General features: G+C 60.4%; 21 protein-coding genes. 5 read left to right on the top strand and 16 right to left on the bottom strand.

Going from position 1 to position 23,859, the window contains the following annotated elements; genetic code table 11:
* Positions 1-33: 33 nt before the first annotated feature.
* The 6 genes from D3870_RS04735 to D3870_RS04710 all read right to left on the bottom strand — a co-directional run bounded on the left by D3870_RS04735 (position 34) and on the right by D3870_RS04710 (position 4,430).
* Positions 34-1,227 carry an aminotransferase-like domain-containing protein gene (locus D3870_RS04735; protein WP_119737096.1) on the bottom strand — a complete coding sequence of 398 codons (1,194 nt, stop codon included), beginning with the start codon at positions 1,225-1,227 and terminating at the stop codon, positions 34-36.
* A 100-nt stretch (positions 1,228-1,327) separates the two neighbouring features.
* Positions 1,328-1,786 (bottom strand): RidA family protein, encoded by a 459-nt coding sequence (locus D3870_RS04730; RefSeq protein ID WP_119741678.1) that lies wholly within the window; start codon positions 1,784-1,786, stop codon positions 1,328-1,330.
* 117 nt (positions 1,787-1,903) lie between these two features.
* The gene (locus tag D3870_RS04725; protein ID WP_119737094.1) at positions 1,904-2,773 is read right to left on the bottom strand and encodes a DMT family transporter; all 870 of its coding nucleotides are present in this window, start codon (positions 2,771-2,773) and stop codon (positions 1,904-1,906) included.
* A 36-nt stretch (positions 2,774-2,809) separates the two neighbouring features.
* Positions 2,810-3,442, bottom strand: coding sequence for a LysE family translocator (locus D3870_RS04720; RefSeq protein WP_119737092.1), 633 nt, complete (start codon positions 3,440-3,442; stop codon positions 2,810-2,812).
* Positions 3,443-3,516: 74 nt separating this feature from the next.
* Complete coding sequence (locus D3870_RS04715; protein ID WP_119737090.1) at positions 3,517-4,107, bottom strand: LysE family translocator; 591 nt, start codon at positions 4,105-4,107, stop codon at positions 3,517-3,519.
* Positions 4,108-4,124: 17 nt separating this feature from the next.
* A complete protein-coding gene (locus D3870_RS04710) occupies positions 4,125-4,430 on the bottom strand; it encodes an NIPSNAP family protein (RefSeq protein WP_119737088.1) in 306 nt (101 codons plus the stop codon).
* Positions 4,431-4,527: 97 nt separating this feature from the next.
* Here D3870_RS04710 and D3870_RS04705 point away from each other — a divergent pair, with 97 nt between their 5' ends.
* A complete protein-coding gene (locus D3870_RS04705) occupies positions 4,528-6,006 on the top strand; it encodes an aminotransferase-like domain-containing protein (protein ID WP_119737086.1) in 1,479 nt (492 codons plus the stop codon).
* 48 nt (positions 6,007-6,054) lie between these two features.
* Here the strand turns inward: D3870_RS04705 and D3870_RS04700 are convergent, their stop codons facing one another.
* The 5 genes from D3870_RS04700 to D3870_RS04680 form a co-directional block, all read right to left on the bottom strand.
* The gene (locus D3870_RS04700) at positions 6,055-6,444 is read right to left on the bottom strand and encodes a copper-binding protein (protein ID WP_119737084.1); all 390 of its coding nucleotides are present in this window, start codon (positions 6,442-6,444) and stop codon (positions 6,055-6,057) included.
* 47 nt (positions 6,445-6,491) lie between these two features.
* Positions 6,492-9,656, bottom strand: coding sequence for an efflux RND transporter permease subunit (locus tag D3870_RS04695; protein ID WP_119737082.1), 3,165 nt, complete (start codon positions 9,654-9,656; stop codon positions 6,492-6,494).
* The gene (locus D3870_RS04690; RefSeq protein ID WP_119737080.1) at positions 9,653-11,191 is read right to left on the bottom strand and encodes an efflux RND transporter periplasmic adaptor subunit; all 1,539 of its coding nucleotides are present in this window, start codon (positions 11,189-11,191) and stop codon (positions 9,653-9,655) included. The genes D3870_RS04695 and D3870_RS04690 overlap by 4 nt, the downstream gene beginning before the upstream one ends.
* Entirely contained in the window at positions 11,188-12,498 is a 1,311-nt protein-coding gene (locus D3870_RS04685) for a TolC family protein (protein WP_119741676.1), read from the bottom strand. The genes D3870_RS04690 and D3870_RS04685 overlap by 4 nt, the downstream gene beginning before the upstream one ends.
* 72 nt (positions 12,499-12,570) lie before the next feature.
* Positions 12,571-12,948, bottom strand: a complete 378-nt coding sequence (locus D3870_RS04680) for a hypothetical protein (RefSeq protein WP_119737078.1) — start codon at positions 12,946-12,948, stop codon at positions 12,571-12,573.
* A gap of 217 nt (positions 12,949-13,165) precedes the next feature.
* On the opposite strand from D3870_RS04680, the gene htpG reads away from it, so the two are divergent.
* Positions 13,166-15,079, top strand: a complete 1,914-nt coding sequence (gene htpG / locus D3870_RS04675) for a molecular chaperone HtpG (RefSeq protein ID WP_119737076.1) — start codon at positions 13,166-13,168, stop codon at positions 15,077-15,079.
* Positions 15,080-15,237: 158 nt separating this feature from the next.
* Here the strand turns inward: htpG and D3870_RS04670 are convergent, their stop codons facing one another.
* From D3870_RS04670 to D3870_RS04650, 5 genes are all read right to left on the bottom strand, one after another.
* Positions 15,238-16,599, bottom strand: a complete 1,362-nt coding sequence (locus tag D3870_RS04670) for a pyridoxal phosphate-dependent decarboxylase family protein (protein ID WP_119737074.1) — start codon at positions 16,597-16,599, stop codon at positions 15,238-15,240.
* A gap of 520 nt (positions 16,600-17,119) precedes the next feature.
* A complete protein-coding gene (locus D3870_RS04665) occupies positions 17,120-18,154 on the bottom strand; it encodes a 2-dehydropantoate 2-reductase (protein WP_119737073.1) in 1,035 nt (344 codons plus the stop codon).
* Between the two features lie 10 nt (positions 18,155-18,164).
* Positions 18,165-18,608: an Mpo1 family 2-hydroxy fatty acid dioxygenase gene (locus tag D3870_RS04660; RefSeq protein ID WP_119741674.1), complete on the bottom strand. Its 444-nt coding sequence runs from the start codon at positions 18,606-18,608 to the stop codon at positions 18,165-18,167.
* A 67-nt stretch (positions 18,609-18,675) separates the two neighbouring features.
* Entirely contained in the window at positions 18,676-19,431 is a 756-nt protein-coding gene (locus D3870_RS04655) for an AraC family transcriptional regulator (RefSeq protein ID WP_119737071.1), read from the bottom strand.
* 6 nt (positions 19,432-19,437) lie between these two features.
* A complete protein-coding gene (locus D3870_RS04650; protein ID WP_119737069.1) occupies positions 19,438-20,187 on the bottom strand; it encodes an SDR family oxidoreductase in 750 nt (249 codons plus the stop codon).
* A 278-nt stretch (positions 20,188-20,465) separates the two neighbouring features.
* Here D3870_RS04650 and D3870_RS04645 point away from each other — a divergent pair, with 278 nt between their 5' ends.
* The 3 genes from D3870_RS04645 to tfpB all read left to right on the top strand — a co-directional run bounded on the left by D3870_RS04645 (position 20,466) and on the right by tfpB (position 23,841).
* Entirely contained in the window at positions 20,466-20,975 is a 510-nt protein-coding gene (locus tag D3870_RS04645; protein ID WP_119737067.1) for a DNA-deoxyinosine glycosylase, read from the top strand.
* Positions 20,976-21,171: 196 nt separating this feature from the next.
* Positions 21,172-21,993 carry a spermine/spermidine synthase domain-containing protein gene (locus tag D3870_RS04640; protein WP_119737065.1) on the top strand — a complete coding sequence of 274 codons (822 nt, stop codon included), beginning with the start codon at positions 21,172-21,174 and terminating at the stop codon, positions 21,991-21,993.
* 66 nt (positions 21,994-22,059) lie between these two features.
* The gene (gene tfpB / locus D3870_RS04635) at positions 22,060-23,841 is read left to right on the top strand and encodes a type IV pilus assembly ATPase TfpB (RefSeq protein ID WP_119737063.1); all 1,782 of its coding nucleotides are present in this window, start codon (positions 22,060-22,062) and stop codon (positions 23,839-23,841) included.
* The last annotated feature ends 18 nt before the right edge of the window (positions 23,842-23,859 follow it).

Raw genomic sequence — 23,859 nt, 5'->3', positions numbered from 1 at the left:
CGCCGCGGTTCGTGATACCGGCGCGCACACTGATCACACTTTCGTCTTGATCAAGGCACCGAGCCGCGCAATCCCCTCACGAATCTTCTCCGGCGGCACCGTCACGAAGCTCAAACGCAGGGTATTGGACTCCGGCACGTTCGCATAGAACGGCGCGCCGGGCACGAAGGCGACATTTTGCGCAATCGCTTCATCCAGCAACTTCATGCTGTCGATGTGCTTCGGCAAGGTGACCCAGGTAAACATGCCGCCTTCCGGCTTGGTCCACGTCACGCCCGCCGGGAAATGCTCGGTCAATGCCGCGTCCATTACCTGACACTGCTCGGCGTAGAGCTTGCGGATCGTCGGGATATGCTGATCGAGGAAACCGTCCTTGATCACTTCGTACACCACCATCTGCGTCAGCTGCGAGGTGTGCAGGTCGGCGGCCTGCTTGGCCTGCTCCAGCTTCTGCACCAGCGGCAGCGGCGCGACAACATAACCGAGGCGGATGCCAGGCGTCAGCACCTTCGAGAACGAGCCCATGTAGACCACGCCCTGCGGGTTCATCGAGATCATCCTGGGCAGCGGCGCGGCGCGATAGCTGAGTTCACCGTAAGGATCGTCCTCGATCAGCGGCACGCCCAGGCGCGCGCAGGCCTCGACCAATGCGGCGCGGCGCTCGACCGAGAGCGTGCGTCCGGTCGGGTTCTGGAAATTGGGCAGCGCGTACAGCAACCGGGCGTCCTGCCCGATGGCCGGCACCGCTTCCGGTATCAAACCATCCTCGTCGGTCGGAATCGACATATATTGCGGCTGATACACCGAGAATGCCTGCAAGGCGCCGAGATAGCTCGGCGTCTCGACCAGCACCTTGCTGCCTTCATCGACCAGCACCTTCGCCAGCAAATCGAGCGCCTGCTGCGAACCGGATGTCATCAGCACCTGCTCCGGCAGGATTTTCGCGCCGCCGCGCGATAGGCGGTCCGCAACCCATTCGCGCAGCGGTCCGTAACCGTCGGTCGGGCCGTATTGCAAGGCCACCTTGCCCTGGCGCGACAGTACGGCGTCGAATGCGGCCTGCATTTGCGCCACCGGAAAGGTCGCAGGCGACGGCAAGCCGCCAGCGAAGGAGATGACTTCCGGACGCACCGTGATCTTCAGGATTTCGCGGATCACGGAGCTTTGCAATTGCTGCACACGCTGTGCGAAATGCCATTGGATGGGAGCGGGATTTTCTGGCTTCATGCTTATCTCACGGTATCAATGCTGTATGGACCTGTTTGCGGCAATTCCTTGAACGGAGCAGCATTGAACAACACCGCTGTATTCAAGGGAATGTCGATTACTACGCGACTTCTGCGATCAATTCGATTTCGACGCAGGCGCCCAGCGGAATCTGCGCAACGCCGAACGCGGAGCGCGCATGCTTGCCCTGCTCGCCGAAGATTTCAACGAACAATTCCGACGCGCCATTGGTGACCAGATGCTGTTCAGTGTAGTCGCCGGTCGAATTGACGAGGCTCATTACCTTGACGATGCGCTTGACGCGATTCAGGTCGCCGCCACACGCTGCCTGCAAGGTCGCCAGCAGATCGATCGCGACGGCGCGCGCAGCCTCTTTGCCCTCTTCGGTCGTGACGTTCTTGCCAAGCTGACCGACCCATGGCTTGCCATCCTTCTTGGCAATGTGACCGGACAGAAACACGGTGTTGCCAATTTGTGCATGCATCACATAGGCGGCGGCGGGCGCCGCTACTGCGGGCAATTCGATATTCAAGGCTTTGAGCTTGTCGTAAAAGGACATCGGCGACTCCAGAAATAATGCCATCGCAATGCACGTCGATCCGCATCGGGATGGCAGGGTGAATGATGCCCCGATTTTACCCTCAACGAGGGTCGTGCATCAGCTTGATTGTCCATGTCATCGCTTGATCGTCATGCGCCGTCCGATGGCGACGACCGCGAGCACGGCCACGGCAAACAGGATGTTTTTCGCATCCAGCGACTCGTCGAGGATCAGCGCCGCGCCGAGAAGCGTCAGGAAGGGTTGCAACAATTGCACCTGCCCCACGCGCGCGATGCCGCCCAGTGCCAGGCCCTTGTACCAGAAGAAGAAGCCGATGAACATCGAGAACACCGACACATAGGCGAACCCCAGCCAGGCCTGCGGCGATGCGCTGACGCCATAACGCCAGCCGAGCCATGCCGTCACCGGTATCAGGATCGGCATCGACAGCAGCAGCGCCCACGAGATCACCTGCTGCCCGCCCATCGTCTGCGACAAGCGGCCGCCCTCGGCGTAACCCATGGCCGCCGCGATCACCGCGCCGAACAAGGCGAGGTCGGCGACATGCAGTTCACCGCCGCCCTGCCACAGCGCAAACGCAACCACGATGCCGCTGCCGGCGATGGCGGCCAGCCAGAAACCGATTGAAGGCCGCTCGCCGAATCGCAGTGCACCGAACAAGGCCGTCGCCAATGGCAGGATGCCGAGCACGATCGCGCCATGCGACGCCGGCACATAGCGCATCGCAATCGACGACAGCAGCGGGAAGCCGACCACGACACCGAGCGCCGTGATCGTCAATGCCTTCCATTGCGAGCGCGTCGGACGCGTCGCGCCGATCCGCCACAGCAGCAGGGCCGAGCCTGCTGCGGCAACCACCGCGCGCCCGAGCGCGACCAGCACCGGGTTCAGTTCAGCCACCGCCATGCGCGTAAACGGCAGTGTCAGGCTGAAGATCGCAACGCCGACCATGCCCAGCCACATGCCCCTGGTTTCCTGTGTCATTACCGCACTCATTTCATTCCTCCATACATGCAATCATCACCGCCCCGGACGATCCAGCAACAGCAGACGCAGTGCGAGCGCACCCAGCACACTGCCCAGGAACCAGCCCTGATACCTTGCCGCGCGCGGATTCCCGTTCAGAAACTTCCCGACCTGTCCGCTGAATGCACCCAATGCGGTGTTGAAGAACACCGCGGCAATCGACAGAATCACGCCCAGCATCACCAGCTGCAGCACCACGTGGCCGCGCGCGACATCGACGAACTGCGGCAGGAACACGATGAAAAACAGCAATGCCTTTGGGTTGAGCAGATTGTTCAGCATCGCCATCCTGAATATCTGCGTCATGGAGGCCTGTTTTCGGCTGGAGATGCCGGCGCTTCCGGGCGAGCGGATGGCCTGGACGGCGAGCCAGATCAGATAGAGCGCGCCGGCATAGCGAAGGAGATCGAACGCGGGCGGCCAGGCAGCGACCAGCGCCGTGATCCCCGTAGCGGAGAACACCGTGTGCACAAGGTCCGCCGCACCGATGCCCAGGGCTGCAGCAAATCCGCCACGCGGCCCACGCGCCACGCCATGTGACAGCACGAAGGCCATGTTCGGGCCCGGCGACAGGAACAGCATCAACACGGCAAACAGGAACACCGACAGTGTGGATGGATCGATCATTTCAGTTCACTCCTCATTGGATTCCTGCGAGCGGCAAAGCGACGCAAGGCCCCCGGAACGTTCATCAGATGCTTTTACATCCAGATGGCGACAGCGGAATAGACGGTCAGCGACACCATCACAATGCAAAACACCTGCTGCCATTTCGGCTGTGCGAGATGACGGCGCAGCGCCGCCCCCGTACCGGCCCACACGCCGACGCATGGCAGGTTGATGGCACAGAACACGAGGCAGAACATCGTGATCGCGAACCACACCGGCTGCATCGCAGGCAGAAAGGCCGACACGCCGGTGACGGCCATCACCCACGCCTTGGGATTGGCGAACTGGAATGCGGCCGCGCCGAGGAAGGACATCGGCTTGGCGCGGCCGCTGTCGTCCTGCCTGAAGGCCATGCGGCGCAGCTGCCACGCCAGGTACAACAGATAGCCGGACCCGAGGACTTTCAGGATGACCTGGATCGCCGGCACCGCCAGGATCAGGCCGCCGATGCCCGTCGCGCACAAGGCGAGCATGACGCCGAAACCGACCGTGATGCCCAGCATGTGCGGGATCGAGCGAACGAAGCCGAACAGGATGCCGGAGGAAGTCAGCATGATGTTGTTCGGTCCCGGCGTGATGGAGGACACGAAGGCAAAGAGCGCAAGCGGGAGCAGGGTTTCCATGACTATGTTCCGCCGTATCAGAAGAAGACCGGGCGCAGGAAGCTGCGTTCGTAGTTGACGATGCAGCGCGTGTCTTCCGCGTATTTGAAGGCGGCAATACAGTCCGCATCTTCCATCGACCTGATCCTGTATTGCTCGTATTCAGCCATGCTCGGAAACGTGAACAACGCGAGCGCGATATTGTTCGCGCCTTCGGACGGCAGAAAATAGCCGTGGTGCTTGCCGCCGAATTTCTCCACCAGCGGAATCCACAAACGTCCGTAATGCTCGAACTCCTTCTGCTTGTACGGATCTATCACGTAGCGCAAGTAGCAGGTAATCATGGCTTCCTCTGTCGGTATCGATGAGGTATCCTAGCCGACAAAACCGATACAGTACCAGTACAATTACCCAAATAATTCAACCCACTGTTACGGCAATATGACCAATACAATTTCTCCACGCAAAGCCGGCGTGACCGAATTGAACGCGGCCGTGCCCCAGACACTTTCCCGCCAGTCGGGGGAATCGCTGGTCGAACAGATCGTGCGCTCCGTCGAGACGCGCATCGATGACAAGCTGCTGCGCACCGGCGCGCGCATGCCCTCGATCCGGCAATTCGCCGACACGCATCGCGTTTCGCGCTTCACGGTGGTGGAGGCCTACGACCGGCTGGTCGCCAAAGGCTTCCTGGAATCGCGCCGCGGTTCCGGGTTCTATGTGCGCGAACGCTCGCCGATGCTGGCAACGAACGCCGCCAGCCCTCGCGCCAGCGAAGCGCCGCCGCCGCATCTCGATGTGGTCTGGCTGGTGCGCAGCATGTTCCGCCAGAATCCGCAGCAGAAGATGCCGGGTTCCGGCCTGCTGCCGGTCGACTGGCTGGACGGCGAGCTGGTTGCCAATGCCTTGCGTGCCATCAGTCGACAGAACCAGAACCTGCTGCTGCAGTACGGCAATCCGCAAGGCTTCTTGCCACTGCGCCAGCAACTGCAATTGAAACTGGCGGAACTGGAAATCGCCGCCACCCCGGATCAGATCGTCACCACCTCGGGCGTGACGCAGGCGCTGGACATCGTCGCGCGGCATTTCCTGCAACCGGGCGACACGATCTTCGTCGACGATCCGGCCTGGTTCCTGATGTTCGGCTCGTTCGCCCTGCTGGGCGCAAAGGTGGTCGGCATCCCGCGCCTGCCGGATGGACCGGATGTCGCGCAGCTGGCCGAGCTGGCCGCCTTGCACAAGCCCAAGCTGTATGTGATCAACTCGGTCTTGCACAACCCGACTTCCACTTCCCTGTCGGCGGCCAAGGCGTTCCAGATACTGAAAATCGCGGAGCAGCACGACTTCACGATCGTGGAGGACGATATCTACTGCGACATGCATCCCGGCAGCGCGATCCAGCCGGCCACGCGCATTGCGGCGCTCGACCAGTTGAACCGCGTGATCTATCTCGGCGGCTTTTCAAAAACACTGGCAGCCAACCTGCGGGTCGGCTTCATCGCGACCTCGGAGGACATGGCCAAACGCCTGTCCGACCGCAAGATGCTGTCCACCCTGACCACCAGCGACCTGGGTGAACGCACCGTCTACAAGATTCTGTCCGAAGGCCATTACCGCAAGCATGTCGACCGCCTGCGCAGCAAGCTCGACGGCGTGCGCGACAAGACCGCCAAGCAACTGGAGCGCGTCGGCCTGACAGTCGATATCGCGCCGCCGGCCGGCATGTTCCTCTGGGTGGATGCCGGCTGCGATACCAATGTGCTGACCGAAAGAGGCATGGAGCACGGCTATCTGCTTGCGCCCGGCAGCCTGTTCTCGCCCAGCCAGCTGCCGTCCACCCGGATGCGGCTGAATGTGGGGTACATGCACGATGTCGGCATCCTGCGATTCTTTGAACGGGAAATCGGCAGCCTTTCTTGAACACTGAGGTCAATCAAGCCTCAGCGCTTCATGGTGAAGACATCCCTATCACTGCTCAACGTTCAATGCAGTGATAGTCGCGACACCGTCGATGTTTTCGACTGAGAATTTCACCTTGTCGCCGTCCTTGACCTTGGACAGCATGGCGACGTCTTTGACGACAAAGGCCATCGTCATGGCGCCCATGTGCATGTTCTCGATCGGGCCGTGTTTCAGCAGAATGCTCTTGTTCGCCTTATCGACACCACGCACTACGCCTTCCGTCATTGACGCCCGTCCCGCCGAATGGCTCTTCATGCTGTCCATGTTCATGCCGCCCATATCCATGCCCATGTCCTTGCCACCTTTTTCCTGGTCTGCCTGGGCGTTCATTGCAAGTGCGGCAAATCCGAAAACTGCGGCTGCAGTTGTGGCTACCGCATAAATCGACTTTTTCATTTCACTACTCCTTGATGACTAAAGCTGAGGTAATGCACCGCGAATAGTCACGTCGCAGTTCGTGAGAATTTCATCCGTACTGCGGGGCCCAGCTTGTATTCCATCAACAAACGCCATGCCGCCGGGATCACGAAGAGCGACAACAGAGGTGCTGTGATCATGCCGCCCACCATCGGCGCGGCGATGCGCTGCATGACTTCGGAACCGGCACCGCCGCCAAACATGATCGGAACCAGGCCGGCCAGGATGACCGCCGCCGTCATGGCCTTCGGACGCACCCGCATGACGGCGCCCTCGCGTATCGCCTCGTCGATCACCGCGATCGTAAGCGGCTGCCCTTCCGCCAAGCGCTTGTCGAGGGAATTGCGCAGATAGATCAACATCACCACACCGAACTCCGCGGCCAGGCCGGCCAATGCGATAAACCCGACTGCGGTCGCCACCGAAACGGCATGTCCGAGCAGCCATACAAACCAGAAGCCGCCCACCAGGGCAAAGGGCACGGTCAGCATGAGCAGCAATGCTTCAGCGAAGGAGCCGAATATGATGAACAGCAGGATGAAAATGACAGCGAGCGTCACGGGAATCACCGTCTTCAATTTCGCCGAGGCACGCTCCAAATATTCGAACTGGCCGGACCAGGCGATCGCATAGCCGGGCGGCAGCTTCACCTCCTTGGCGACACGCGCCTTCATGGTGGTCACTGCCGAACGCAGGTCGGCCCCTCGCACATCGACATAAACCCACCCGGACAGCCGCGCGTTTTCGCTGCGTATCATCGGCGGGCCATCAGTAATTTGTATCGCCGCGATATCACCGAGCCGTAATTGCGCGCCCTTTTCCGTCACCACAGGAAGCTCACGCAACGATTGCACCGAATCGCGATAGTCTCGTGGGTAGCGCACATTGATGGGAAAGCGCTGACGGCCATCGACGACTTCGCCGACATTTTCACCGCCAATGGCGGACGAGACGACCGACTGCACATCCGCCACCGACAGGCCATAGCGCGCCGCTCTCGCCCGATCCATGTTGACGTCGATATAGCGCCCGCCGCCGACGCGCTCCGCGAGCGCCGAGGTGACGCCCGGCACGGTCTTCACGACCGCTTCGATTTGCGTTGCGATCTGGTCGATCTGACCAAGATCGGCACCGGACACCTTGATGCCGACAGGCGTCTTGATGCCGGTGGACAGCATGTCGATGCGATTGCGGATCGGCGGCACCCAGACATTCGAAAGCCCCGGCACCTTGACCACACGATCCAGTTCCTCGACCAGCTTTTCGGGCGTCATTCCGGGTCGCCACTGGCTCTTGGGCTTGAACTGGATCGTGGTTTCGAACATCTCCAGCGGCGCCGGGTCCGTCGCCGATTCCGCGCGCCCGGCCTTGCCGAATACGGTGGCAACTTCCGGTACTGTCTTGATCAAGCGGTCCGTCTGCTGCAAGAGTTCGCTCGCCTTCGATGCGGACAAACCGGGCAGCGCCGAAGGCATGTACAGCAAGTCGCCCTCGTCGAGCGGCGGCATGAACTCGCCGCCCAGACGTGAGACAGGTATCGCGGTCAGCACCAGCGCGACCAGGGCAATGCCAATCGTCGCGACCGGGTGACGCAAGCTCATCTCCAGCAGCGGGCGATAGACGCGGATCAGGATGCGATTGATCGGATTCGATGCTTCACTCGGGATGCGTCCGCGAATCAGGTAACCCATCAACACCGGTATCAACGTGATCGCCAGCCCGGCCGCCGCCGCGAGGGTATAGGTCTTGGTGTAGGCAAGCGGCGCGAACAGCTTGCCCTCTTGCGCCTCCAGTGCGAATACGGGGATGAAGGACAAGGTAACGATCAGCAGCGAGAAAAACAGCGCCGGACCGACTTCGATGGCCGATTCCGTAATCAATTCCCAGCGTTGCGTCGGACTCAAGTCCTGATTCGGGTGCTCACGGGCATGTATTTCCAGGTGCTTGTGCGCATTCTCGATCATCACGATGGCGGCATCGACCATCGCACCGATCGCTATGGCGATGCCGCCGAGCGACATGATGTTGGCGTTGACGCCTTGGTAGCGCATGACGATGAATGCGGCAAGAATGCCCAGCGGCAGCGACACGATCGCGACGAACGCGCTGCGCAGGTGGAACAGGAATAGTGCGCAGACGACGGCGACGACGATGAACTCTTCGATGAGCTTGTCGCGCAGGTTGGCGACCGCCGCCGTGATCAGGTTGGAGCGGTCATACGTCGCGACCACTTCGACGCCCTTGGGAAGCGCGCTTTGCAGCGTCGCCAGTTTGGCCTTGACCGCCTTGATGGTTTCCAGCGCATTCTTGCCGGAACGCATGACGATCACGCCGCCTGCCACTTCGCCTTCGCCATTGAGTTCCGCGATGCCACGACGCATTTCGGGCCCGAGTCGCACCGTCGCCACATCCCGCAGCAGCACCGGCGTGCCTGCCTCACTGGCGCTCAACACGATGTTGCGGAAATCTTCCAGCGAACGCAGATAACCGCGCGAACGCACCATGTATTCAGTCTCGGCCAACTCGACGACGGAGCCGCCTGATTCCTGATTCGCCTTTGCCAATGCATCGAGCACCTTCGCATGGGAAATGCCGAACGCCCGCAGCCGGTCCGGATCAAGCACGATCTGATACTGCTTTACCATGCCACCGACGCTGGCAACTTCGGCCACATCGGGAACCGTTTTCAGCTCGAACTTCAGGAACCAGTCGTGCAGCACCCGCAACTGACTCAGATCGTGATGTCCCGTGCGATCCACCAGCGCATATTCGTATATCCAGCCGACTCCCGTGCCATCCGGCCCCAGCTCGGCCCGCACGCCTTGCGGCAGGCGGCTTTGCACCTGGTTCAGATACTCCAGCACGCGGGCGCGCGCCCAGTACAAGTCGGTGGCGTCGTCAAACAGCACATAGACGAATGCATCGCCGAAGAAGGAGTATCCCCTGACCGTTTTCGCGCCGGGAACGGCGAGCAAAGCGGTGGTCAACGGATACGTTACCTGGTCTTCGACAATCTGCGGCGCCTGCCCCGGATACTGGGCGCGGATGATGACTTGCGTGTCGGACAAGTCAGGCAAGGCATCCAGCGGCGTGCTGCCGAGCGACCACAAGCCCCACCCGGCCAGCACCAGCGTCGCCGCCAATACCCAAAAGCGGTTCGCGATCGATCCCCGGATAATCCGCGCAATCATTTCGCACCTCCGGACGCGGGTTTCACTTCGACCAGCACATAGTCGTCGTTGGCCTGGGTAAAGGAGAACTCGACGCTCTGCCCCACCTTGATGTCGGGGAAAGCGTCGGGCCGCTGCTTTTTGAAGCCCATCGTCATCGCTCCCCACTGCAGCGCAGGAATAGGCTGATGCGAAATGGTGAAGGCATCCTTGTCGATGCGCTCGACCTTGCCAACGCCGTGGTATGCAGGTGCGCTGCTTGCCTTCGGGGACGAGGGAGATGCGCTCGTGCCGGCGGCCTGCGCATTTGCCTGCGCTACGGCCAGCCTGGGCAACACCGCCTTCAGGCTTGCCTCCGAATCGATCAGGAACTGGCCTGAGGCAACCACCCTCTGCCCTTCGCTCAGTCCGCTCAATATCTCAGTATCACCGCTGATGTCGCGCCCGGTGGTAACAGTCACCGGCTGCATGCTGTTGTTGTCGCCAGCCACCAGCACCACCGAACGCTTGCCGGTCGTGATCACCGCTTCAGTGGGAACCAGCAGCCGGCTGACCGACTGTTCCGCGCCCAGACGAACACGCATGAGCATTCCCGGAGTGAGCTTGCCGTCACGGTTGTCGAGCTCAAGCCTCGCCTGCACCGTACGGGTTGCCGTGCTGACGCCTGGCAGGACTTCGCGCACCTTGCCTGAGTATTTATGGCTCGGGTCGCCGGCGAACGTCGCTTCCACGGTCATTGCAGGGCGCACGGATGTAGCCAACAGCTCAGGCACTTCCGCGATCAGCCACAGCTTTTGCAAGCCTGCGACCTTCGCGATTGTCACGCCTGGGGACACCATCGCGCCGTCGCGCACCGCCAGCTCGGTGATGACGCCAGTGACTGGCGACGTGATCGTGAAATGCTTCTGCGCCTGCCCGGTGCGCTCCGCTTGGGCGACGAGGCCATCCGGTATGGACAACGCCCTCATCCTTTGACGCGCCGCGGCGGCCAGATCGTTATTGCCGGCTCGCTTGAGCGCCAGGTATTCTTCCTGCGGCGCGATCCAGTCAAGAACAAACAGTGAAGCTATGGGCTCGCCGCGCTTCACGCGCTGCATTGGCGCGCGTGCATGAAGGCGTTCGATATAGCCGGTAACGCGGCTCTGCACGACTTCCGCGACGCTTTCGTCGAATTGGGTCGTGCCCACCATCTCGAACGAATCGCGTGCGTCTTCGCGCCGCACGGCGGCAAATCGGATCCCCAGGTTCTGCTGCAGTGACGGATTGATCTTCACCCCGTCCGCCGCAGCTTCGTCCGCATAGACCGGCACGAGTTGCATGTCCATGAAGGGTGACTTGCCCGGCTTGTCGAATTTGTGGCCGGGCACCATCGGGTCATGCCAGTACAACACCTTGCGGCCTGTCGCGGGATCGATCTTGTCTGCAACTGCTGAGGAGGGCGGGGCGTCGCCAGCACTCTTGTGCATGCCTGTCCAATAGCCGCCAAACGCCAATCCAGCGCCTGCAAACAACAAGGCAACAGCTTTAACAGCTTTCAATGTGGATGCCGATTTCATGGTGCGGCCCTCCGAATAAAGTCGTGGGGGATCACGTGGTACTCCAGCTTTGTCCACATCAACGCCGCCTCTTTCTCGACGTCCAATATCTGCAGTTGCATTTCCAGCGCCGCTTTCTTTGCATTGAAGACGGCACTGAGGTTGCCGGTACCTGCACGGTATGCGGCGGTCGCCAGTTCTACCTGCTGATTCGCTTGTGGCAGCAGCTCGGTCGTCAGCTGCGACACACGTTGATTCAGGCTGTCCAGCGTCGATGACTGCTCCTGAATATCGGTTTGCAGCTCGCGCATTGCATCTTCATATTGCAATCTCGCCTTTGTTGCGAGCGCGGATTTTTCCGCAATGTCACGGTCTTGCCGTTGCGATGGATTGACCGGCAGCGGAATACTGACGCCAACCGACACCATGTTGGAATACTGGCTGCCGCGCTGACTGAAAGCGGCTTCGAAGGTCCAGTCGGGGCGGCGTTCGCGTGTCGCAACGGCGGCATCGGAGTCGGCCAGTGCAACGGCACGCCGCGCGGTAAGCAATGTCGGGTGAATTTTTTCAAGCTCTTCTGCAGGCAGGCGCGCTAAATGAGATACGAGCGGCGGCATCGCGGCGGCAACCGACTCAACGGGCACGGTAGTCCAGCGACTCAATCCGATACGGGCGCTTTTCAATGCCTGCTCGCCCTTGCGAATCCGGTCTTGTGTCTGCGACAAAACCAATTGCGCCTGGCCGACATCCACCGCCGCAGCCTTGGCGCCGCGATAGGCCGCCTGTGCCGCGAGCAAGTCCTGGCTGGTTTCGCTTTCCAGCGCCTTGTAAAGTGCCAACCCGCGCTGCGCATATAGCGTGTTGATCCACGCCATCGCGGTTTCTTCGCGCACCTTGGCGACGTTGGTCAGGTAATTGCCTTCTTCGACGTCTACCACGCGTTGCGCTCGTTCGGTACGTGCCGCGCGCTTGTCGGAGGAGACCCACTGCTGCTCGACGCCGATTCGCCGCATTGTCATGAAGTCGCGGTCCACGCTGTAGCGGTCCGGCCCATTCACCGGCAAGTTATCGATGCCGACCTTCAGCATCGGATCGGGCAACTGGCCGGATTTCGCGACCATCTCACGGCTGGCCTGAACCGATGCATCGGCAGCCTTGGTCAGAGCGGAATGCTGCAGCGACAACTGCAGCGCAGATTCCAGCGTGAGGCCGCGCGATTGGGCATGGGTAGTGTTTCCGCTAAATATCAGCGCCGCCAGGACGCCACATTGATATAGACGACGCAGCCGATGATCTGCATGCAGCGGCGTCTCGATGATTTGGACCATGATTTCCCCGTTGAAAATGACGAACACCGGCCTCGGCACAGCGCCGGCCGGCGAAACAACAACGGGGGAAAATCAAATGCGCAGTCTGCGCGTTCGGAGGAAGGGCGGATCGGCACCTGTCTCAACATGTGCATCGGGCCATGACGAAACGAGGTCAGCAGGCACAACCGGCGCTGGTGCCGGCATGACGAAGGAAATCGTTACGGGTGGCAGGTCAGGTGCGCCCGCAAGATGCTTGAGCGTCGGCTTTTCACCTGCCTGGTACTCGGAACATTGGACAGGCTTTTCTGCATCCATCCCGGCACAGGGCATCCCTTCCATCATCTCCTGCATTGGTGCTTGCACAAGCTGTGGGCAGGCGTATGCGGCCATGGCGATTCTGGATGTTAGAACCGTCATCACCAGCAGGCACGCGATCAGGCGGCAAAAAGATGAAAAGAAGTGGCGCATCGTTACAGTCGCTCAATGACGCTGCGAACAATGAAAGCAAACATTGTAACTACGGTAGAGTATCGCCTGCAAATGATGGGAAAAATGACAAGCGCTTGGCGCAAGCTTGAAAAGGTGCGAACTTGAAATCACTCTCTTCGTCCCTATTTACATCAACATTGTCATTCCAATCAGACAAGTTTTCTTTGCACTCCATCAATCGACTCTCGAGGTAAAAATGGCCGTATCCGAAAAGCAAACCCTGGGCTTTCAGGCAGAAGTGAAACAACTGTTGCAGTTGATGATTCATTCCTTGTATTCCAACAAGGAAATTTTCCTGCGCGAACTGATCTCCAACGCATCCGATGCCGCCGACAAATTGCGCTTTGAAGCAATCAAGCATGGCGAACTGCTTGAAAACGACCCTGACCTGAAGATCAAGATCACCTACGACAAGGCCGCCCGCACCATCACGATCTCGGACAACGGCATCGGCATGAGTCGCGAAGAGGCGATCGAGCATCTCGGCACCATCGCCAAGTCCGGCACCAAGGAATTCTTCTCGCGCCTGTCGGGCGACCAGCAGAAGGATGCGGCGCTGATCGGCCAGTTCGGCGTCGGCTTCTACTCCGCCTTCATCGTCGCCGACAGGATCACTGTCGAAACCCGCCGTGCCGGCCTGCCCGCCAATGAGGGCGTGCGCTGGGAATCCGCCGGCGAAGGCGACTTCAGCGTGGAAAGCATCGCCAAGCCCGCGCGCGGCACCGACATCATCCTGCATCTGCGCGAAGGCGAAGACGAGCTGCTGTCGAGCTGGAAGCTGAAATCCATCATCCGCAAATACTCCGACCACATCTCTTTGCCGATCCTGATGCAGAAGGAGGAATGGGACGAGGACAAGAAGGAAAACGTCATCAAGGATGAGTTCGAAACCATCAACCAGGCCAGCGCACTGTGGGCGCGCAACCGCTCCGAAGTCACGGCGGAACAGTACAACGAGTTCTACAAGCACGTCGCGCACGATTTCGACCCGCCGCTGGCCTACACTCACAACCGCGTCGAAGGCCGCAGCGAATACACGCAGCTGCTCTACATCCCGGCGCATGCGCCATTCGATCTGTGGGACCGCAACAAGCGCGGCGGCCTCAAGCTATACGTCAAGCGCGTCTTCATCATGGACGACGCCGAGCAATTGATGCCGGTGTACCTGCGCTTCGTCAAAGGCGTGATCGATTCCGCCGACCTGCCGCTGAACGTTTCGCGCGAGATTCTGCAAGAGTCGCGTGACATCAAGGCGATGCGTGAAGGCTCGACCAAGCGCGTGCTTGGCTTGCTGGAAGAACTGGCCAACAGTGACGAACAGGAACAGCGCGACAAGTACGCGACCTTCTGGAAGGAATTCGGCCAGGTGCTGAAGGAAGGCATCGGCGAAGACCAGACCAACAAGGAACGCATCGCCAAGTTGCTGCGCTTCGCGTCCACACACAACGATAACGACGTGCAGAACGTCTCGTTCGCCGAATACCTCGGCCGCGTGAAGGAAGGCCAGGACAAGATCTACTACGTCGCGGCGGAATCCTATGCCGCAGCAAAGAACAGCCCGCACCTCGAAATCTTCCGCAAGAAAGGTGTCGAAGTGCTGCTGCTGACCGACCGCGTGGATGAGTGGATGCTGTCCTTCCTGCAGGACTTCGACGGCAAGGAACTGGTGTCGGTCGCCAAGGGCGACCTCGACCTCGGCAAGCTGGAAGATGAAGCCGAAAAGAAGCAGCACGAGGAAACCGAAGCGCAGTACAAGGACCTGATCGAGAAGATGAAGACCGTCCTGATCGACAAGGCCAAGGACGTGCGCGTCACCTTCCGCCTGACCGATTCCCCTTCCTGCCTGGTCGCCGACGAGCACGAACTGTCCGGCAACCTGCTGCGCATGTTGAAAGCTGCGGGCCAGAACGCACCGGAGTCCAAGCCCATTCTCGAAATCAATCCGGATCACCCACTGGTGCAGCGCCTGAAATATGAAGAGGCGAAGTTCAGCGACTGGACGCACATCCTGTTTGACCAGGCGACGCTGGCCGAAGGCGGCAACCTTGCCGATCCGGCGGGATTCGTGAAGCGCTTGAATGAGATGCTGCTGGGGATGGCCGGGAAATAAGTCTGCTTGATACCAACAGAAGTACCAACAGAAAAAACCGCTGCCCGTGATGAACGGACAGCGGTTTTTTCATCGAGCTGGATCGTGACTTGATGCGACCGGACAGGTCAGGACTCGACGTTGCAAATCGCTACAAAGCGCGATCCAAAGCGGCAGTGTCATGTCTGTTGCCGGTGCTTCGCTGCCATACGCAAGATCGCGTCGATGCTCTGCTCGACGTCCGCTTCGGTTGTGGCCCAGCATACAACGCTGATCCGCATCGCCGTGTGGCCCTGCCATACTGTGCTTCCGCACCAGCACGTCCCGTCGGTCTGGATGTCGTCGATCACGCGCATCGTTATCTCAGACGTACCGAACGAAACCAGAACCTGATTGAGCACGACTTCGTTCAACACCTGATATCCCGCAGCCGCAAGCGCCTCGGCAAAACGCCGGGCGTGGCGACACGTCCGTTCAATCAGATCGCTCAATCCGGTTCGCCCCAATGAATGCAAAGCCGCCCAGACCTCGACGCCGCGCCCTCGTCTCGAAAGTTCCGGAGTGAAGTCTGCGGGGTTACGACACGCACTTGTCGTCGGGAGATAGTCGGCAGTAATCGCCATGGCAGCGCGCAATGCATGTTGGTCTCGGACAAATGCCACGCCGCTGTCGTAGGGCACGTTAAGCCACTTGTGGGCATCGGTTGCCCAGGAGTCGGCATCTTCGATGCCCTCGACAAGCCATGCGCGCGACGGGGCGGCGGCAGCCCACAGCCCGAATGCGCCATCGACATGCACCCATGCGCCCGCGTCATGTGCGCGTTCGCAGATCTGCCGGATCGGATCGAACGCGCCCGTATTCACGTTTCCCGCCTGCGCGCATACGATTGTGAGATTGGTCATGGGCGGCAATGCATCAACGCGCATGCAGCCTTGACCGTCGACAGGGACCCTCACGACACGATTACGCCCCAGACCCAGCATGCCCAAGGCCTTCAGCATGGTGGGATGCGCTTCTTCGCCGACGATAACCGCAAGAGGTGGAGCACCAAACAATCCATCCGCTTCCACGTTCCAGCCGACCTTTTCCAGAATGGCATGCCGCGCGGCAGCAAGTGCAGTGAAATGAGCCACTGTCGTCCCCGTAACGAATGCGCCTCCACTCTCGGGGGGCAATTTCAGGACATCAAGGAGCCAGCCAAGCGCAATCTGCTCAAGCGCCGCAGTCGCCGGCGTAATATTGTAGAGACCGCTATTCTGGTCCCATGCGCTTGCCAACCAGTTGGCAGCCAACGCAGCAGGAAGCGAACCGCCGATAACAAAGCCGAAAAAACGCGGCCCGGCCATCGCCATGGTCGCCGGCGAACCTATTTCATCCAATTGTTGCAAGACCGATTCCGGACTGGTTGGCTCGTCTTGAAGCGGCATGTCAAATGAAGCGAGGCGGGCAACTGCATCTCTTGTTGGTGCAACACGCCGGGCCTCCAGGGATTGGAGATAACAAATTGCCCGCTCGGCAGTCATTGTCAACAGTTCTTTCATGCCAACCCTCAACCAATGAATTTTCAATGGATATTCAGTGATCAATACGTGACGACATGCATCATGTCAAACATGTTCTCTGACATGGAATTTTTTGATGCAATGACTGCCTTGAAGCTGCCGTTCAACCGACCACTCTCCCGGCCTCAAATGCGATTAGGATTCAGACCGAAGCGATGCGGCTTGTCTGATCACGTCTGAGCAAATACAAGCAGAAATTCTGCGACTTGAATGAGACGCCGATCAAAAGGTTTGCTGATTATTTGGTCGCGGGACTATTGGTTCGAGTGTTCACACTCTTTTTGTCAACCGTGTTTGAAATATTCCGTGCCTGACAGAAAAACTTGCGTTTCAGGCACACGGCTGAACGGCATGCCGCCGCCGGGAAGAATGCGAAAAAAAGTGCCTCTGCTTGCAGAAGATGCGCACGAGGATTGCGCAATAGACCTTACTCCCTGCACGACTTCTCGCAGGCTGCCAACTGCCAAGGGACGAGCTGGTGCAGTTCTACGACATAGCACTAATTACTCGCGGTTGCCGTCCCGCCATTCTCCATTCCGGTTTTGAGCGCGCGATACAACGACGGGCCTTGCATCTCCCCTCCGCGACTTTCCACCGCATGGACCAACTCCACCATGCGTCGATTGAACGGTGCATCCATGCCTGCCTGCTTCGCAAGCGCCACTACCGCACCGTTCAGATGGTTCACTTCGGTCCGCCGTCCTGCCTGCAAATCTTCCCACATCGAAGAACGCGCCTCCGGATCGATGCGCAGCATCGATGCTGCAATACGCGTGAACATTGCATCGGGCAGGCGCATCAACATCGGCAATAAATGCGGCGCCACACGCGCCACTTTCGCCGGCCGTATGCCGGCAGCACGCAGCACCTTCAGGGCTTCTTCGATCAGCAACGCCAGACATCGCCGGTATGCGCGCTGTGACAATTCCGTTTTCAGCGGCAAGCCGGAAAGCGCATTGACGGCGTTGTTCAGATTAAGCAGCAGCTTGCCCCACTGCACCGCGGCAAAATCGTCGCGCTCCATGAGCGGCAAATGCGCCGCACGGAACAACGCATGCCATGGTGCAATCGCGGGCGAGGCCTCGACCATCAATTCTCCTGCCGTGCCCCGGTGCAAGCGTCCGTCCGTCATCTGCACCACGTTGAAGGGAACCATGCCGCCCAGTACTGTCCGGTCGGACAGCCGGGCCCGCATCACATCGACATTGCCGACACCGTTTTGCAGACTGAGGACAAGCGCGGACGGTTTTGCGTGCGCGGCAATGGCATTGGCGGCGGTTGGCGTGTCGGCACTTTTGACTGTCACCAGAATCAAGTCGGCGGTGGCAATCGCGGCAGCATCTTCCTCATAAGGGACTTGTGAACCATGCACCTTCATCTGCCGCCCCTGCAGATCCGTCAGCAGCACGTCATGCCGGGCAATGCGTTCCCGCATGCGCGACCGACCGACGAGTAACACATCGCCGCCGGCGGCAAGCAGCGACGTGCCGATGTAGACGCCAATCGACCCGGCACCGAAGACCGCGATTTTCATGTTGCTTGCGTCAGTACGCGATATGCAGGCGGCGATACAGGAAACTCAGCACGAACAGCGGCCCGATCAGCAGGAAACGCAAGTCGTCAAAGAACGACGGCTTCTTCCCTTCAATCTTGTGCCCGACGAACTGGCCGATCCAGGCAACGACGAAGACCGCCAGCGACACCTGCCAGATCGTCCCTTGCGGCAAGATGGAAAGCGCCCACAGCATCGCGCCCGACATCAGCAGCATGCCGAGCGCAAACGGCACCGACAGCTTGAGGTAATACAGCAGCGATGCAATCACGCAGCCCAGCGCAAGATACGGATGGGCTGCCCACAACAGGCCGAGCAGGGAAAAGACGATGGCCGGGATGCAGATGAAATGAATGATTTCGTTGGTGGCGTTGCGATGGCTTTCGGCATACGTGGCAAGCAGCGCGTTGATCTGTCGTTGTGCGGCATGTTCCATGGTCATCTCCTGTTTGTTATTGCAGCGCGGGATCTTTTGCCCGGCATGAATACATCTTAGGCCGCCATCACTGCGTCTGCTTGAACGCAATCGTCATCTTGTGCAGTTCCGACGGCACCACGCCGAAGGTGCCGCGAAAGGTGCGGCTCATGTGCGCGAGATCCGAGAATCCCGCCGAATGCGCCGCCGCCGTCATGCTTTCCCCGCGCGCCACCGCCGCCACCCCGTCCAGCAGGCGCGCCCACAGCAGATAGCGCGACAGCGAGAGCCCGGTCTGCTGGCGGAACAAATGGGTGAATCGGCTTTCCGACAAATGGACGATCGATGCCAGCAATTCACCGCTGACCGGCGCGCCCGGATGCGCCGCGATCCAGTCGAGCGAGCGCGTGATGCGCGGGTCGTAACCGCAAGGCATCGCTGCATCCGGCAAGGCGCTGGCGATCCATTGCTGCGCCGCCAGTTGCGCGGCGTCCATGTCCAAGCGCCCCTGCTGCGCGGCGGCAAGCGCCTCGCGCACGGGCATGAACTCTTGCAGGCAATGATATTGCGCGTTCAACACGCTGCCGATGGATAGCGGCAATTCAATGAACAGGTGCGCCAGCATGCCGCCGCCGCAGTCGAGCTGATGCGCGCTGTTGGGCGCAAAAATCGCCGCATCGGTTTCGATCCAGGCTTGCTGCACATCCAGCCGCGCCCGGAACGGGCGTTCCAGCGCCAGTGTCAGCTGCGCCGCAAAATGCGCATGCGGGGTCGAGTCGATGCCCGGCCCGACCACCAGCGCGCGGCCGTGCCACAGGAACAGGCTGGAGCGCCGCAGACTCATGCGGGGCTATCGGCCGCCGGCCACATCGATGAACGCGCCCGTCGTGTAGGAGGCCTGCTCCGACAGCAGCCACAGGATGGCGTTGGCCACTTCCGCCGCCTGTCCGCCGCGTTTCATCGGCACTGCATCCTTGACCCGATCCACCCGCCCCGGCTCGCCGCCGCTGGCATGGATGTCGGTATGGATGACGCCGGGCCGAACCGCATTGACGCGGATGCCTTCCGCCGCGACCTCCTTCGACAAGCCGATGGTCAGCGCATCGATGGCCGCCTTGGATGCCGCGTAATCGACATATTCGTCGGGTGCGCCGAGCCGCGCCGCAACAGAAGACACATTGACGATCGCGCCGCCCTTGCCGCCATGCCTTGTCGACATGCGCCGGATCGCTTCGCGTGCGCAGACGAAACTGCCGGTGCCGTTCGTCGCAAAAATCCTTGCCAGGCGCGCCGCATCCATGTCCTCGACCCGCATCTGGCGCTCCAGAATGCCGGCGTTGTTGACCAGCGCCGTGAGCGGCCCGAAGCGCCGATCGAGCGTTTCGAACAGGCGCACCACGTCGGCCTCCGAGGCCACGTCTGCCGCAACCGCCATTGCCTCGCCGCCGCGCTGTTCGATATCGCCAACGACCGCGTGCGCGGCATCGCGATTCTGCCGATAGCTGACGCACACCGTGTAGCCTTGTTCCGCCGCCAGCACGGCAGTCGCGGCGCCAATACCGCGGCCGCCACCCGTAATGAGGATCACCTTGTCACGCATGCGTCACCTGTTCTTCGAATCGCGTCATGATTGCATAAACAACAAGCCCGCTGCCGATGACGGCGCATTGGAGGAATGCATGCACGGGCCTGTGGAGCATAACCCTTGCCCGCCTTTCAGTAAAATATGCCGATGCTCACGATCACTGCGCCCAATCCTTTCTCCACCTGCCTCCCGGCCATCATCGCGCGGCTGCATTGTGTCCATCGTCGCAACAATGCGGGGCTTTGGCAGGTATCAAATTGACCATGTCCGGTTCAGGAAACGACGCTGACCAAATGCACCGCAAACGCAGCTTCGCGCCCATTGTCAATGAACATATCCGCCTGTTGATCCTGGGCAGCCTGCCCGGCGAACTGTCGCTCGCCCACAATCAGTATTACGCCAATCCGCAGAATCGTTTCTGGGCCTTGATGTCCGATGTCATCGGCACGGATTTACCCGCACTCGCCTACCCGCTGCGACTGGAAGCACTCCTGGCCAACGGCATCGGCTTGTGGGATGTGGTGGCCGAGGCGTATCGGGACGGCAGTCTCGACAGCAGAATCCGTGGTCATGCGCGCAATGATCTCGTCAGTCTGGTGGCCACCCTGCCCAACTTGTCGGCAATCGCCTTCAATGGCGGAACCGCGGCCCGCATCGGCTTGAAGGCACTCACGGAGTGTGCCGATCGCTATCAAATCATCAAACTGCCGTCGAGCAGTCCGGCATATACCCTGCCCTTTGCGGAGAAATTGACGGCGTGGCGACACCTGCGCCCCCTCGCCATGTCCGGACTTGAGCGATAAGCACAACGGACCAGACACGGTCACGTCGCGTGCTTGAGATCCGTCGCGCAGCCGACACCCGATTCTCGATCGACCGGAAACCGCCGTTGCGGGCGAACATCATTCGGTAGAATTGCGTGGCAATTTGCAGCGTCGCTGCACACAAGTTAAACGAACGACAAGCCGCCGGCGCGAACGCAGGCGCATTGACACATTCATGCTCATCAAACGCAAATCCATCGAAGCGCAAGCCAACCGCAAATCCGGCCCCGGAAAATCCGAAGCGCCGCCCAAGCCGCCTCGCAAACCGAAGTTCGCGCCCGTCACGCTCTCCGAACAGGACGGCGTGCGCTTCCTCCATTTCGGCAACGAGTGGGTGCAAGGCGCGATGCGCATCCGCAAACCGGACTGGATCGAGCTGGAATACGCGCAACAGATGATGGCGTGGATGCTGTTCAACGACGATCCGCGGCATGTCGTCCAGCTCGGACTCGGCACCGGCGCACTGACCAAATTCTGTTATCGCCAGTTTCCGCAAACGCGCGTCACCACCATCGAACTCAACCCTTCCGTGATCGCGATCTGCCGCTCCATGTTCAAGCTGCCGGCCGATGACGAACGCCTGTCGGTCATCGAAATGGATGCGATGGATTTCGTCACCGATGCAGCCAACCACGACACGCTCGATGCCTTGCAGGTGGACCTGTACGACGCCACCGTAAAAGGTCCGGTACTGGACACGCCCGAGTTCTATCAAGCCTGCGCGGCCTGCTTGACATCCGTCGGCATCATGACCGTCAATCTGTTCGGCGATCATCCGAGTTACGCGAAGAACCTGAAGGCAATGCGCTATGCATTTCCCGAAGTCATCTGCCTGCCGGAAGTCCACGAAGGCAATGTCGCCGCCGTCGCTTTCAAGACGCCACCCAGTCTTGACTTCCCGGCGCTGTACGAAACGGCCGCGCAGATCACCGAAGCGACGAAGCTCCCCGCCAAGTCCTGGGTCAACGGTCTGAAAGCCGGACAATCGACGCGCTGACGCATGCGTTGGCTGTGTTAGCATCGTTCCACTAGTTGCCACAGAGCATTAAGAGAGCACAACGCCATGAATGCAACCGCGCCGAAACACCTCGACTTGCAGCAACTCTTCACCTGGCTACTGGCCGACGGCGTGGTTGAAAAGGCGAGCGTCAAGGCCCTGTACAACCAGGCGCAAGCGCTGCACAAGAATGCGGCAATTGCGCTGCATCCGCTGGGCGTGATTGCGCAATGCAAGATTCAGTCGACGCTGCCGCCCAACAAGCTGCTGACGCTGGACTGGCTCACTGAATGGCTGGCAGCCAGGGTCAAGTTGCCGTTCTACCGCATCGACCCGCTCAAGATCGACTTCACCCGCGTCGCGGACGTGATGTCGGCCACTTACGCGGCGCGTTTCAACATCTTGCCGCTGGAAATGAACGCGACCGAAGTCACCATCGCCACCGCCGAACCGTTCATCATCGAATGGGAAGCGGAGATTTCGAAGATCACACGCCGCAACGTCAAGCTGGTGATCGCCAATCCGCTCGACATCGCGCAATACACCGCCCAGTTCTTCGCGCTCGCCAAATCGATCAAGGGCGCGCACAAGCAGAACGGCCAGGACCTCGCGCTGCGCAACAATTTCGAGCAACTGGTCGAGCTCGGCAAAAGCAACAAACAGGTCGATGCCAACGACCAGCACATCATCAACATCGTCGACTGGCTGTGGCAATACGCCTTCGACCAGCGCGCCTCCGACATCCATCTCGAACCCAAGCGCGATTTCGGCGCGATCCGCTTCCGCATCGACGGCGTGCTGCATCAGGTGTACCAGGTGCCGGCCATCGTCATGATTGCCATGACGGCGCGCATCAAGCTGCTGGGCCGCATGGATGTCATCGAGAAACGCCGTCCGCAGGATGGCCGCATCAAGACCCGCACCGCCGACGGTCAGGAGATCGAGTTGCGCCTGTCCACCCTGCCGACCGCCTTCGGTGAAAAACTCGTGATGCGGATTTTCGATCCAGAAGTCGTCGTCAAGACCCTGCCGGAACTCGGCTTTCCACCGGACGATGCCGAACGCTGGGATGCGCTCACCAAGCGCCCGCACGGCATCATCCTCGTCACCGGCCCGACCGGCTCCGGCAAGACCACCACGCTCTACACCACGCTGAAGGCCTTGGCCACCTCGGAAGTGAACGTCTGCACGGTCGAAGATCCGATCGAAATGGTGGAAGGCTCGTTCAACCAGATGCAGGTGCAGCACGGCATCGACCTCTCGTTCGCCGACGGCGTGCGCGCCCTGATGCGGCAAGACCCCGACATCATCATGGTCGGCGAAATCCGCGACCTGGAAACCGCCGAAATGGCGATCCAGGCCGCACTGACCGGCCACCTTGTGCTGTCGACCCTGCACACCAACGACGCGCCATCGGCAGTGATGCGCCTGCTCGAACTCGGCGTCCCGTATTACCTGCTGGAAGCCACGCTCATCGGCATCATGGCGCAGCGCCTGGTGCGCACCCTGTGCCCGAACTGCAAGACACCGGGGGAGGAATTGCCGGACGATATCTGGCAAAGCCTGACCGACGGCTGGCCCATGCCCAAGCCTGACAAGACCTACCGCCCCGTCGGCTGCCCCGAATGCCGCCAGACCGGCTACCGCGGCCGCACCGGCCTGTACGAGCTGTTGACCGTCACGCAACCCTTCTCCAAGCTGATCAAGGAAGAAACCGACATCCACGCGCTGCGGCAGCAAAGCATCAAAGACGGCATGAAGACCCTCGCCGTGGCCGGCGCAATGAAGGTTGCGGAAGGCGCAACCACTGCCGAAGAAGTATTGAAGGTCACTTCCACGCTGACGTAAGCATTTTCTTGAACCCAA

Source organism: Noviherbaspirillum cavernae, from assembly GCF_003590875.1.
Lineage (GTDB): Bacteria > Pseudomonadota > Gammaproteobacteria > Burkholderiales > Burkholderiaceae_D > Noviherbaspirillum > Noviherbaspirillum cavernae.
The sequence above is the reverse complement of the archived record's forward strand: the minus strand, read 5'-3'. Positions and strand labels throughout refer to the sequence as shown.